Annotated in this window: 14 protein-coding genes; all 14 read right to left on the bottom strand. The window is 48.6% G+C overall.

Annotation, left to right across the window (positions count from 1 at the left end):
- Positions 1-9: 9 nt before the first annotated feature.
- The 14 genes from ACFVS2_RS30000 to bioA all read right to left on the bottom strand — a co-directional run bounded on the left by ACFVS2_RS30000 (position 10) and on the right by bioA (position 12,393).
- Entirely contained in the window at positions 10-537 is a 528-nt protein-coding gene (locus ACFVS2_RS30000) for a F0F1 ATP synthase subunit delta (RefSeq protein WP_173619702.1), read from the bottom strand.
- Positions 534-1,037 carry a F0F1 ATP synthase subunit B gene (gene atpF, locus ACFVS2_RS29995; protein ID WP_173619703.1) on the bottom strand — a complete coding sequence of 168 codons (504 nt, stop codon included), beginning with the start codon at positions 1,035-1,037 and terminating at the stop codon, positions 534-536. The genes ACFVS2_RS30000 and atpF overlap by 4 nt, the downstream gene beginning before the upstream one ends.
- Before the next feature lie 175 nt (positions 1,038-1,212).
- Positions 1,213-1,443: a F0F1 ATP synthase subunit C gene (atpE, locus tag ACFVS2_RS29990; protein ID WP_017252354.1), complete on the bottom strand. Its 231-nt coding sequence runs from the start codon at positions 1,441-1,443 to the stop codon at positions 1,213-1,215.
- Positions 1,444-1,487: 44 nt separating this feature from the next.
- Complete coding sequence (gene atpB / locus ACFVS2_RS29985; protein ID WP_173619704.1) at positions 1,488-2,282, bottom strand: F0F1 ATP synthase subunit A; 795 nt, start codon at positions 2,280-2,282, stop codon at positions 1,488-1,490.
- Between the two features lie 114 nt (positions 2,283-2,396).
- The gene (locus ACFVS2_RS29980; protein WP_173619705.1) at positions 2,397-2,765 is read right to left on the bottom strand and encodes an ATP synthase subunit I; all 369 of its coding nucleotides are present in this window, start codon (positions 2,763-2,765) and stop codon (positions 2,397-2,399) included.
- 13 nt (positions 2,766-2,778) lie between these two features.
- Complete coding sequence (locus ACFVS2_RS29975; RefSeq protein WP_307724157.1) at positions 2,779-2,952, bottom strand: AtpZ/AtpI family protein; 174 nt, start codon at positions 2,950-2,952, stop codon at positions 2,779-2,781.
- 165 nt (positions 2,953-3,117) lie between these two features.
- Positions 3,118-4,308 carry an acetyl-CoA C-acetyltransferase gene (locus ACFVS2_RS29970; protein ID WP_390240042.1) on the bottom strand — a complete coding sequence of 397 codons (1,191 nt, stop codon included), beginning with the start codon at positions 4,306-4,308 and terminating at the stop codon, positions 3,118-3,120.
- Positions 4,309-4,457: 149 nt separating this feature from the next.
- Positions 4,458-6,446 (bottom strand): ABC transporter substrate-binding protein, encoded by a 1,989-nt coding sequence (locus tag ACFVS2_RS29965; RefSeq protein ID WP_390240040.1) that lies wholly within the window; start codon positions 6,444-6,446, stop codon positions 4,458-4,460.
- A gap of 99 nt (positions 6,447-6,545) precedes the next feature.
- The gene (bioC, locus tag ACFVS2_RS29960) at positions 6,546-7,364 is read right to left on the bottom strand and encodes a malonyl-ACP O-methyltransferase BioC (RefSeq protein WP_390240038.1); all 819 of its coding nucleotides are present in this window, start codon (positions 7,362-7,364) and stop codon (positions 6,546-6,548) included.
- Positions 7,333-8,058 carry an alpha/beta fold hydrolase gene (locus ACFVS2_RS29955; RefSeq protein WP_390240036.1) on the bottom strand — a complete coding sequence of 242 codons (726 nt, stop codon included), beginning with the start codon at positions 8,056-8,058 and terminating at the stop codon, positions 7,333-7,335. The genes bioC and ACFVS2_RS29955 overlap by 32 nt, the downstream gene beginning before the upstream one ends.
- On the bottom strand, positions 8,055-9,254 hold the full coding sequence (gene bioF, locus ACFVS2_RS29950) for an 8-amino-7-oxononanoate synthase (protein ID WP_390240034.1): 1,200 nt from the start codon (positions 9,252-9,254) through the stop codon (positions 8,055-8,057). The genes ACFVS2_RS29955 and bioF overlap by 4 nt, the downstream gene beginning before the upstream one ends.
- Positions 9,255-9,269: 15 nt before the next feature.
- The gene (gene bioB / locus ACFVS2_RS29945; RefSeq protein WP_390240032.1) at positions 9,270-10,265 is read right to left on the bottom strand and encodes a biotin synthase BioB; all 996 of its coding nucleotides are present in this window, start codon (positions 10,263-10,265) and stop codon (positions 9,270-9,272) included.
- Positions 10,266-10,285: 20 nt separating this feature from the next.
- Positions 10,286-11,005, bottom strand: coding sequence for a dethiobiotin synthase (bioD, locus tag ACFVS2_RS29940; protein WP_390240030.1), 720 nt, complete (start codon positions 11,003-11,005; stop codon positions 10,286-10,288).
- A gap of 5 nt (positions 11,006-11,010) precedes the next feature.
- Positions 11,011-12,393 carry an adenosylmethionine--8-amino-7-oxononanoate transaminase gene (bioA, locus tag ACFVS2_RS29935; RefSeq protein ID WP_390240028.1) on the bottom strand — a complete coding sequence of 461 codons (1,383 nt, stop codon included), beginning with the start codon at positions 12,391-12,393 and terminating at the stop codon, positions 11,011-11,013.
- Positions 12,394-12,405 lie beyond the last annotated feature (12 nt).

Genomic DNA, 12,405 nt, shown 5'->3' with positions numbered 1-12,405 from the left:
CATCGAACTTTACGCCTTTTGCGCAAAGGTTTCCAACTTCGTTTTCAGACTGCCATCGTACAGACGGTCGCCAATTTTGATAATAATGCCGCCGAGAATCGCTGGATCTACAACTGCTGTCATACGCAGCTTTTTGTTCAGCGTTTGACCGAACTTCTCAGCCAGCTCATTTTGCTCTTCAACAGAAAGCGGCTTTGCACTTGTCAAAATTGCATCTGCGAATCCACGAGCTTCGTTCGCCAATTGTACAAAAGAACGGTAGATATCAACCAAATCAACTTCGCGTCCGTTCTCAATCAGGACGTTCAGAAAATTAAAGGTTTCTTCCCCTACATGGCTTTTGAACAATTCGTCAGCGAGCTGGCTTTTCGCATCTGCTGCGATGTGCGGGTGCAACATGATCTTTTTCAGATCTTCATTGCCTTCAACCGCTTCCACGATCGCACCCAGGTCTGCTTCTACCTGATCAATCTTGCTACGCTCACTCGCTACTTCAAAGAGAGCGCGAGCATAACGTTTTCCTACTGCGCTACTCATAGGCGATCTCCCACTTGTGCGAGAAATTTGTCAACAGTAGACTTTTGAGCTGCTTCGTCCAGTTCTTTCTCAATGATCTTGGAAGCCAAGAGCACGGAAAGACCAGTCATTTGCTCACGCAGTTCGAGTTTTGCTTTTTCTACTTCACGAGCCAGTTCAGCACTTGCATCTGCTTTCATGCGCTCAGAAGCTGCTTGTGCTTCAGCAACGATTTTGCTTGCTTCATCAGACGCTTGCTTTGCAGCACGGTCGATGATCGCTTTAGATTCAGCGCGAGCTTCATCCAAAAGACGGCGTTGTTCAGCCAAAAGCTTTTCGGATTCCTTGTGGTTGCGTTCCGCAGTGGCGAGCTCGTTCTCAACATGAGCACGGCGCTTTTCCAACACGCTCGCAATCGGTCCTGTTGCATATTTGGAAACAACGATCAACAGCAAAATGAAAATAATCACCTGGAGTAGTAATGTGCCCCATTCCAGGGATACGGCTCCAAACTCAACCATTTTTAGTTCACTCCTTCCTGTCAAACGAAAGATTCTGCAATAAGTTCTTTACGTACTTACCAGAATTATTACTAGAAGACTTCCATGCCAAGCTTGTGGCCGAAGCCTGATTTTTCCCTACTAAAAGATAGGCGAAGGTGACCCTCCGCCTATTTAATACTGTTCAACTGTTCGCTTAGCCCAGACGACCCATCAAGATGAAGCCTACAGCTACAGCGATAATTGGAATCGCCTCTACGAGACCCATACCGAGGAACATGATACCCATCAGGTTACCACGAGCTTCAGGTTGACGAGCAACACCTTCAATTGTTTTAGAGATTACGTTACTTGCACCAAAAGCACCACCAAGTGCTGCCAAACCGAAAATAAGACCCATAGCAATAGCTACACCCATAACTTCCATGTTAAAAATACCTCCCTAAATTGTTGTTAACAAATAACTAGATTTTAGTGTTCATCATTCACAAGTTGTGAAATGTAAACCATAGAAAGAGTCAAGAAAATGAACGCCTGAATTGCACCTACGAAGACGGAGTAGCCGAGCCAGATAAACAATGGTGCCGCGGCCAAAACTCCCCCACTCAACAGGAAGGCAATCATGATCTCTTTTGCAAAGAGGTTACCGAACAAACGCAGAGGAAGCGTCAACGGTTTAATGATAAACTCCTCAAGAATGTGGATCGGGTTGAGGAATACGTGCTTAAACCAACCACCTGGACTTTTCTTAATACCGAGGTAGTGGGAGTAGAGCAACACTACCAATGCCAAACCAAATGTTACGCTTGGTGTAGCAGTTGGAGACTTCCACCAGATTACATGAGCTCCTTTATCAGCCAGCTCGTGCTCAACGGTTTCGCGCTTCTTCGCTTCGGCTTCTGGCGTAGGAGCAATCGTCAGCATCTTCATAACACTTTCGCTGATTTCACCTTTGTGCACTGTAGTGACGTTGGCGATAACACCTAGCTGGTTCCCAATGAAGATGTAGAGAAACAACGTAATACCAAGCGTCATCATCATCATGACTTTCTTGTGATCCATGTATCCTGCAGTAACGTTTTTGACAAAGTCAAAAATCCACTCAACTGCATTTTGCTTAGCACCAGGTACTCCTGTTTCCAGCTTTCGTGTCATTACAAACAGGAAGATAAACACAAGCAGTGCGGTAAGAACCATCATGAGAATCGTAGCGATGTCAAATACCATGCCGCCTAAATCAAACCGTAACGTATAATGATGACCCATCTTTTCACCCCTTTCCATTGATAGATAGAGGTTGTCCGAAACTCTGTCTACACATTGCTATCGAACGCTCTCTGGTAAAATCACTTCATTTAAAAGGAAACGCTGGTAACAAATCTATTTTGAATTGCGGAATACGAGTAGATAGCTGATCCCTTGGATCAAAAACAACCCAAGTAGAACCCCTGATAATGTGAAGATATGAGGGAAAATAAAGGTAGTATAGGCGGCTAGCCCGGCAATCATGAACCGAAGCATCGTGCCCGTTCCTTTTGGTCTGACATTAGGGTCATCTGCCATTTGCCCAACAACCCAGACCTTGCTTGCGAGAACGCTGGTATTAATGATTCCTGCCACTGTTCCAAGCAACAAACTCTGCAAGAATACCTTGTATTCAGGCAACACAACCATCAGTATCACAAACAATGCCATACACCATAAAGAATAGCGAAAAGTCTTTCGCATCGCTAAAGCAAACGCTTCCATCGTTCGTCACCCCCTAAAGATACGGGCGAATGAGTCGATAGACAGTGTATACACCAACCGCAATCCCTGTAATCAGGCCAATGAGCAAGAACCAAGGATCAGTCGCTAGTAGGCGATCCGCGTATCTGCCGATCATAAAACCGGCAACCACACAAATGGCAAAGTCAAGACCAAGTACGCTGACCAAACCAAGTGCTCGCCATGGATTGTCAAGTTTCGCCAGTTTATCCTTCTCCTTTCACATAAGGAGAGGGCACACAATTTCCAAATGCCCTCATCCATATTAACGAAGATTTATTCCCTTTGTCAACGCAAGCGTTTCTGTGTACACAAAGCGTTCACAATTTAAAAATTAAATTTTCTCGACAATTGTGGAGACGCCTTGTCCCCCACCAATGCAAAGAGTCGCTAACCCATATTTTGCCCCTTCACGCTTTTGCAATTCATGCACGAGCGTGACCAAAATTCTCGCGCCACTCGCACCGATTGGATGTCCCAAAGCGATGGCTCCGCCGTTGACATTCAGCTTCTCGCGATCAAAGCCCAGTGCTTTGCCAACAGACAGTGATTGGACGGCAAAAGCTTCGTTTGCTTCGATCAAATCGATGTCAGAAATCGACAGACCCGCTTTTTCCAGTACGCGTTTGGTCGCAGGAACAGGACCGTACCCCATGATGCTCGGATCAACACCTGCACTCGCATTGGCTACGATACGGGCAAGAGGCTTCACTCCCAGCTCTTCTGCCTTCTCGCGTGTCATAATCAAGAGAGCGGCGGCTCCATCGTTGATGCCTGATGCATTCCCAGCTGTCACGGTTCCATCCTTTTTAAATGCAGGCTTCAGCTTGCCTAGCGCTTCGGCTGTCACACCAGCACGCGGGAATTCGTCTAGAGCAAAAAGAACCGGATCACCCTTTCGCTGCGGGATCGGAACCGGCACGATTTCTTCTTGAAAACGACCACTAACGAGCGCTTGTTGAGCTTTTTCCTGGCTCCACGCTGAAAATTCATCCTGCTCTTCGCGTCCGATTTCGTATTTGCTGCAAAGATTTTCCGCTGTAATGCCCATGTGGTAGTCGTTGAAAGCACACCACAGCCCGTCGCGAATCATGGAGTCTACTACTTTCTGATCTCCCATGCGGTAGCCTGAACGCGCACCTTCCATTAAGTATGGTGCCTGGCTCATATTTTCCATCCCGCCAGCCAAGACAACTTCTGACTCACCTGCAAGGATTGACTGAACGGCCAAATGAACGGCTTTTAGACCTGAACCACAAACCTTGTTGATTGTCAGGGAGGGGACTTCATGAGCAAGGCCCGCGTGAATAGAAGCCTGGCGCGCCGGGTTTTGACCCAAGCCTGCTGACAGTACATTCCCCATAATCACTTCATCGACCGCATCCTTGGAAACACCTGCACGCTCTAGCGCTGCTTCCAGTACAATTCCGCCCAGCTTTGTCGCGCTGACACCTGCAAGCGTTCCTTGAAAGCTACCTATAGCAGTGCGCACAGCACTCGCAATGACGATTTCTCTTTGACTCATCTTCCACACACCCCTCGAATACACAGGATAGGCAACCTTCTTAAGATTCCATCTTCTTATGATAATTCCTGCCAGGAAATCGCTTTCTTTTCCTATTCATGAAAAAACCGCCACTGCTCTTAGGAGAAGAGAGTGACGGTTTGAATGATTTATAGAAGTGCCTCTGCAATTTCATCGACGATATTGTTAATGGCAATCGGGCCGTAATAGGCAATCCACACGGTTGTGTTAACCTCGTACACCTTATTTTCCTTGGCTGCTTTTAGCCCTTTCCAAATGGAACTGTTCTTGTACTCGTCCGTTAATGCTTGATTCGCTTTGTCCGTTACGACAAATAAATGATCGGCATTTACCTCTGGCAACACTTCCAGAGAAATCATCGTAGCTGTATCTGATTTATCCATCGCTGGCTTGGGAGGAGTCAGTCCCAAATCGGAATACAAGATAGCAGCCGTACGATGTTCAACTGTGTGCAGTCGAATGGCATTGTCACGAGGACGAATAAGTGCGACAGACTCACCCTTGAGTTTGGTTGCGAGCTCTGTTTTCAATTTATTCGTTTTCTCTTGGTAGTCCTTTACGATCTGCTCAGCTTCTTGTTCTTTTTCGAGAATTTTTCCGAAGGTAATCAGCGTCTCACGCCAGTCTTCGTTTCGGTTAAACATGATGGTTGGAGCGATTTTGTTCAAATTATCATAGATTTTATCTTGAAACTCCGTGCATATGATCAAGTCAGGCTCCATAGCAACTACCGCTTCTGAATTGGGCTCGTCTTTTGTTCCGAGTACGTGAACATCTTTTAGCTTGTCCATGAGATACTCTGGAAACTTCGAACCGTCCCCCGTTGTAATGACACTACCTGCAGGCAGCTCGCCCAAGGCAATCATTTGATCTGCGTATTGCGTATCCAGCACAGCGATTCTGACTGGTTTAAAATCAAGCATCAGCTCGCCTTTCATGTGCTTGATTGTACGCGTCTCGCTTTTCTTCACTTCTTGATTCGCGCTAGATTGCGTAGTATTCGACTGCGTCGCTACCTGATTCGAAGCGCCTGTTGCTGTACTCCCCGAATTGCTCGTATTTGTACCGCCGCCTGAGCAGGCTCCCAGCAGCAAGGAAAGGCTCAGCATCAGGTTCAGCGCCAGCATCGCTTTTGTACTCTTATACATCGGTACGGCTCCTCCATCTCTTGATTGCGAGTGATTTTGATTTTCATTTTCAATGTGATCATTATATTTCCACAGCTTTTGACCAGCAATGGAATATCGCGACAAGAGTAATGGACTTTGGCGACGAATTTCCGATGTCAGCGGATTTACCTTATACGCAGTCGGGGAGAAGCCTGTATATTTTTTAAAGATACGACTGAAATAATAGCTGTCTGTATAACCTACTGATTCCGCTACCTCTTTTAGTCCCAAATTCGTTTGACGCAGCAGTTCCTGCGCTTTTTGAATGCGCACCTGAATCAGATAGTCGATAGGGCCGACCGCTAGCTGGGCTTTAAAGGTGCGTTGCAGGGATCGGGAGCTGCAGTTTAAGAGCGCGGAAAGATCATCGAGGGTGAAAGTCTCTGCGTAATGCTCCTCGATATACCTGACGGCCTGAACGGCCAAATTGGGTACCGTTACCCCGATTCCTTGCGACTGCATCTGTGCCATTAGCTCACATACGAGTTGATATAGCAGGGCCTTGGCTCGCAGCTTGTCCAGGTTGCCATTCTGATTCCACGCTTGCTGCATACGTGATATTGCAACAAATACAATTGCCTGATGCATGGGGGTAAAGCCGTATTGGATATGAAAAGGTTGTGTTTTCTCCAGTAAACGTAGCAGTTCCTGCCGACAAGGCAACGGCAAATGAGCTTTGTACAAAATCAGATAGTATTCCAGCTCATCCTTTATTTCCTCGATATCCACGTATGTACCTTTGCCAGCATGGGCCATATAGCAATTCTTGATAGCATGCACATTCCCATCAAGACGAATCAGGCCACTGCCTCTCACCGAAAATAGAAAGGCACTAGCCGGCAATTGATAGGATCGCAGCTGCTCTCCGGCTCGCATGACGATATGTCGTACATCATGTAATCGTACACTTGCCTGATTCCATAGAAAAATATGATCATCCACGTTCATTGTCCCATACTCAACTCCTTGATAGCCCTCCCATCGTTCTTCTTTTCATTCTATTTGATAACCATTCTCATTTCTATAGCAAAAATCGTAGAAAGCACACTACCTCGATGAAACCGCGCGAACGTAAATGACTTCGTAGGTGACAGGGATGCCCGTTTCTCTTTTATACGTCTGCTCATAGTAACGAATCATTTCTGCAAGAAGTTTTCTGCGTCCCAGACCGCTCCCTTGCTCCATACTTGCACTGGCGCCCACTGCTTTCACGGCATGCAAGAAATCCCGTACACCCGGGTAAGTTAGCCGCTCATATTTCCTCATCAGCTCTATATCCGTAAACCCTGCTTGCTCCAATAGCTCGTGCCAATCACGTGCAGAGAGAAACTCCAAGCCATGGCGTACTCCCTTTTCCCCAAAAATCGCATGAGCATTTGCAAACGATTCATGCAGCTCCCAAAACGTATCGGGGCCAAATGTCGAAAAAACCAAGGGTGCTCCGGGCTTCAGGATTCTTCCCAATCCTTTTAACGTATGCGCTGCCTTGGCAAACCACTGAAAACACGCTCCTGAAACCACCAAATCCTTTGACTTCGCCTGTTGTTCCCATACCCATTCTTCGGCATCTGCTTGAAAAAATGAGCAAAACAGGCTGTGCTGCTCCAGATTGTTCTTCGCCTGCTCCAGCATACCTGACGCAAACTCTACTACTTCGTAATGGGCATCAGAAAAATGGCTGCGAATGACGCGGGTTAATCCCCCTGTCCCACAGCCAACCTCTAGGATGTTTCGCACCTCGTTCTCGTTCGCTATTTCTGTAACCATTTGACTCAAATGATCGGCCATCTTCTTTTGCACGAGTGCGTATTTTTCATATGAGACAGCCTTCTCACTAAATCGGCTGCTGATTGCTCTCTTCTGCAAGCTGCTCCACCATCCTCTTTAGCGAATCTCCTACAACCTCCGGAACAAATACATGCGGGGCATGACCACAGTCAGGAATTTGCACGAAATTGGCACCTGCAAGGCTACTCGCCAGTTCTTCTCCGGCTGCGAGTGAACAGATAGCATCTTCCGTTCCATGAATGACGAGAGTGGGAGAAGTCAGGGACGACAGGAACGGGCGGCAATCCTCTTCTTCTAAATAGGTCAAGCCCGCAATCAACGCTGCCGTACTCCACATCTGGCTATCCACCCCCACGTGCAAGCCTATTTGCTGACGCTCCCCTGGTGTTAGCATCTGTTCAACAAATGCGTCCATCACCCGCTCGCGTGCTACGGAAAGCTGCCTTTTCATCCTTTGCAAAACAACAGGATGCCACCCATGCTGTTCGCTGGTAAAGCGTGCTGTGGTGCCGATCAAAACAAGTCCTGAGACCGGGTACTGGGCAGCGAGGCGTATTGCGAGCATCCCTCCCAAAGACCACCCCACTACAATCAGCTCCTGCGTTGACAGAGAGCGGACTTCCTCTTCTACTCTCTCGTAAAATTGCAAGGAGTCAGTGACGTCCGAATAAGTAGGAATGATGTGCCGATAGGAAGGAAATTGTGAGCGAACAGCTTCCCAGCTGCATTCCGGCATTCCCCATCCGGTTAGCCACAGCATCACTTTTCTCACGTTACCGTTCCTCCTTTGTGAAGCTCGTCTCTGATTTCGCTCACTTGCTCACAAGCCCACTCCAGCTCTTCGCGCGTATGGGCAGCCATCACCGTAAAACGGATACGTGCGGTTCCTGCTGGCACGGTAGGCGGTCGAATCGCCACTGCTGCAATCCCGCGCTGCCGAAGTCTTTTGCTAAACTGCAAAGTCCATTCATTCTCTCCTAACGTGAGCGGGATGATTGGCGTATCTTCTTCGTCTACGGTAAACCCGCGTGAGCGAAGCAATTGGCGAAACACGAGCGCATTCTGCTTCACCGCTCTTCTTCGCCAAGACTCTGTTTGCACCAAAGACAATGCCGCCAGATTCGAGCCAATCACAGCAGGGGGCAGGGCTGTGGAATACACCAACGAGCGCGCTTTTGTCATCAAATAACGAATGATGATCTCATCTGCACATACGTAAGCCCCATAAACACCAAATGCCTTGCTAAAGGTCCCCATCAAAACATCGACTTGTCCGGCGATGCCCAGCTCGTGGCACAAGCCCTGCCCTTCTTCACCACGCACTCCCCCTGCATGGGCTTCGTCAACCATCAGCATGGCATCGTAACGATCTCGCAGTTGTACCAATTCAAGCAGGGGAGCCTTATCACCGTCCATGGAGAATATGCTGTCCGTGACGATCCACTTCCGTCTTGCATCCTGGTGCTTTTTCAGCAAAAATTCCAGATGCTCCATGTCGTTATGTCTGTACCGAAAATGCTCCGCCCGACTGAGCACGATCCCATCGACGATGCTGGCGTGATTCAACCGATCACTAAACACAGCGTCGCCTCTTCCGGCAAGTGCTGCAATTACCCCGGTATTTGCCTGATAGCCGTTTGCAAAGACAAGCGCTCCTTCTCTCTCTTTCCACGCAGCCAATTGTTGTTCCAGCTCGTCATATAACGCGTAGTTGCCATGGACGAGACGAGAGGCAGTTCCTCCTGCCCCCCACTCCTCTGCCGCCTTCTTGCCAGCTTCCACGATTCGTTGATCATGAGCCAAGCCCAAATAGTTGTTCGATGACAGGTTTAATAATGGTTTCCCTTCGACTTGAATCCAGGTGCCTGCGCGATCACTAACTGACTCTACGGTGCTCCATTCTCTTGCCAGCGATTGTTTCCGCAACGAATCATATTCTTCTTCCAGCCATGTGTAGCGTTTATTCATAACTGACCTACTGTCCTACAGCGCACACAGCTCGATTTCAAACCCGAGGTCTTCAATCATCTGGTGATCTGTCGTGATTTCTTGCCCGGGCGTCGTCAAATAGTCGCCAACAAACAACGAGTTGGCTGCATACAAGGAAAGCGGCTGCAAGGTGCGCAAATTCACTTCGCGACCACCCGCAACGCGAATTTCTTTATCTGGGCAAATAAATCGGAACAAGGCGAGAACACGAAGGGCCTTCATTGCCGGAGTGCGTCCTTTATCCTCCAACGGGGTTCCGGGAATCGCATTTAAAAAATTGATCGGGATGGAATCTGCGTCGAGATTGCGCAGGGCAAATGCCATTTCAACGATCTCCTCATCGCTCTCCCCCATGCCGATGATCACGCCTGCGCAGGGCGACATCCCTGCTCTTTTCGCGGTATCGACTGTCTGTACACGTTGATCGTACGTATGTGTCGTAGTAATCGCTTCGTAATGATTGCGACTCGTGTTGAGATTATGGTTGTAGCGATGAACACCTGAATCTTTTAGGCGCGTTGCTTGTTCGTCGCTTAATATCCCTAAGCACGCGCAAATTTTCAGCGGCATCGTCTCGCGGATTTCTTTGACTGCCTCGATGACCTGGCCCAGCTCTTTTTCCGTGGGACCACGACCTGAGGCGACAATACAGTATGTACCTGCTTTTCGATTCATGGCTTCTTGCGCACCTGCGAGCAATGTCTCCTTGTCCAGCATCGTGTACTTGGATACGGGAGCGTTCGAAACAATCGACTGCGAGCAGTAACCGCAGTCCTCGGGGCAAAGGCCGCTCTTGGCGTTAATGATCATGTTCAGTTTGACTTTTTTTCCGAAAAAGTACTTTCTGACGCGAAAAGCTTCGTTCATGACCAGCAGCAGCTCATCATCTGGCGCTTGCAGTACCTTCATTGCCTCTTCCTGTGAAAACCCTTCTTTGTTCATCGCTTTTTGAGAGTATCCCTTCCAATCCAGACAAGTGCTTTGCTTCATTTTCTCGTCTCCCCTTCTTATTATTTATGGCTCCACTGACACAACTGCCCGATGTCTACACACTCTTGGATCAACTGTGTCAACTGCTGACGCTCTAGCGGTTGGTCTATCCATGGAAGCACGCCCCATACGGGAACTCCCCCATAACTCTCAATCATGCTCGCGTTTGTTTTGACACTCTCATCGGTGACGCCAGCTGAGTTGTTTTGATTCAGGATGACACCTACAACCTCAATCCCGAGTTCCCGTGCATACCAAACGGACAAGAGCGTATGATTAATCGTGCCGAGCCCAGCCCGCGCCACGATGAGCATTGGCAGGTTCAGTCGAGCAGCAAGATCCGCCATCGTTTCGGTTGGTGTCAATGGAACAATCAGACCACCTGCTCCTTCGACAAGGAGTGCCGGATAACGTTCCATCAGGGGTCGCCCGCAAGCGATTACGTCCTCCATAGTCAAGCTTTTCCCCTCTGCTTCCGCAGCCAGAAAAGGGGTAAGCGGTGCCTCAAAACAGAGCGGGGCTATCTCGTCACACGCATCAGGAACTCCGCTCCACGACCTCAATTGCAATGCGTCACTGCCCTCATCATGTGCTCGTGCTCCTGACTGGACTGGCTTCCAAACCCCTATGTCCACTCCTGTCTCACGCAACACGGATGCGATTCCGGCAGTCACAACTGTTTTGCCTACCCCTGTATCTGTTCCTGTGATGAACAATCCGGTATAGGGGCGATCAGCCATATCTATCACTCCTCCGTATCACCTGTCGTTACGTCCTGAATCGATTCCGTCAAAATCCGAACCATGTCAGCTAATTCTTCGGTTGTAGATACAAGCGGTGGAATAAAAACGATGACGTTGCCCAACGGTCGTGTCAGAAGCCCTTTTTCTCTCGCTATCTGACAGACACGCATACCGATCCGCTCATTCCAGTGATAAGGCTCCTTGGTCTCTTTATCTCGAACCAGCTCAATTCCCGCCATCAAGCCTTTTTGCCGGATTTCCCCTACATGAGGCAGGTCGCGAAGTGGCTTTAACAATTGATCCAAGTCAATTGCTTTTTTTGCTACTCGTTGAACGACTCCGCGCTCCTCCATCAGCCGCAGATTGGCAAGAGCAACTGCACAGCCAAGTGGATTTCCCGTGAACGAATGTCCGTGGAAAAAGGTTTTCTGTTCCTCATAGTCGGCGAAAAAAGCATTATAAATCTGCTCGGTTACTAAGGTAGCCGCTACTGGCAAATACCCTCCCGTGAGCCCTTTTGCGACCGCCATGATGTCTGGTACGACCCCATCATGCTCACAAGCAAACATTTTGCCCGTGCGTCCAAATCCTGTCGCTACTTCGTCTGCGATCAGCAATACATCATAGGCGCGTAACAGCTCCGCGATTTTTTTCAAACAACCGTCCGGCATGATAATCATGCCGCTTGCTCCCTGCACGACAGGCTCCACGATCATCGCCGCAATCTCATGAGCTCTTTCCTTAAGCAAACTCTCCAGACTGCTCAATGTGGCCTGAACGGCTGCATCTTCGCCGCCTTGCCGGTATGGATATGGGTATGGAATGACATGTGGAGAAAAGAGCAGTGGCTTATAGACCTGATGGTAGAGAGGAATGGCTCCCACACTGGTGGCTCCAATCGTATCCCCGTGGTAGGCATTGTTCATCGTGATAAACGAATGCTTGCCGATCTGCCCGCGATTTTGCCAGTATTGGAACGCCATTTTCAGTGAGATTTCGACCGCCGTTGCCCCGTTGTCAGAGTAAAAGACTTTGCTCAGTCCTTTTGGAGCGAGTTGGATCAGCTTTTCCGCTAATAGAATGGATGGGACGTTTGCCATGCCGAGCAAGGTAGAGTGGGCAATCTGATCGAGCTGCTCCGTGATCGCCTGATTCAGCTTGGGAACGTTGTGGCCATGGACATTCAACCACACAGAAGAGAAACCATCGTAGTAAGCCTTGCCGTTCACATCGAACAGCTTGATCCCTTCTCCTCTTGCAATAATCAATGGATCCTGTGCGACGTAGTCTTTCATTTGGGTGAAGGGATGCCAAACGTATTGCTTGTTTTTAGCAGAGAGCTCTGTATAACTATTTAACAACCAAATCACAACCTTGGTTAACATATATTTGTTAAC

It is taken from the genome of Brevibacillus sp. NPDC058079 (assembly GCF_042885155.1).
Classification (GTDB): domain Bacteria; phylum Bacillota; class Bacilli; order Brevibacillales; family Brevibacillaceae; genus Brevibacillus.
This window is presented reverse-complemented; position numbering and strand designations above follow the sequence as displayed.

Bases quoted from the DNA above. Each gene is read 5' to 3' on its own strand.
- bioF (WP_390240034.1), bottom strand. From the start codon at position 9,254: ATGAATAAACGCTACACATGGCTGGAAGAAGAATATGATTCGTTGCGG.
- atpB (WP_173619704.1), bottom strand. From the start codon at position 2,282: ATGGGTCATCATTATACGTTACGGTTTGATTTAGGCGGCATGGTATTT.
- ACFVS2_RS30000 (WP_173619702.1), bottom strand. From the start codon at position 537: ATGAGTAGCGCAGTAGGAAAACGTTATGCTCGCGCTCTCTTTGAAGTA.
- ACFVS2_RS29965 (WP_390240040.1), bottom strand. From the start codon at position 6,446: ATGAACGTGGATGATCATATTTTTCTATGGAATCAGGCAAGTGTACGA.
- bioD (WP_390240030.1), bottom strand. From the start codon at position 11,005: ATGGCTGATCGCCCCTATACCGGATTGTTCATCACAGGAACAGATACA.
- atpF (WP_173619703.1), bottom strand. From the start codon at position 1,037: ATGGTTGAGTTTGGAGCCGTATCCCTGGAATGGGGCACATTACTACTC.
- ACFVS2_RS29970 (WP_390240042.1), bottom strand. From the start codon at position 4,308: ATGAGTCAAAGAGAAATCGTCATTGCGAGTGCTGTGCGCACTGCTATA.
- atpE (WP_017252354.1), bottom strand. From the start codon at position 1,443: ATGGAAGTTATGGGTGTAGCTATTGCTATGGGTCTTATTTTCGGTTTG.
- bioA (WP_390240028.1), bottom strand. From the start codon at position 12,393: ATGTTAACCAAGGTTGTGATTTGGTTGTTAAATAGTTATACAGAGCTC.
- ACFVS2_RS29980 (WP_173619705.1), bottom strand. From the start codon at position 2,765: ATGGAAGCGTTTGCTTTAGCGATGCGAAAGACTTTTCGCTATTCTTTA.
- bioB (WP_390240032.1), bottom strand. From the start codon at position 10,265: ATGAAGCAAAGCACTTGTCTGGATTGGAAGGGATACTCTCAAAAAGCG.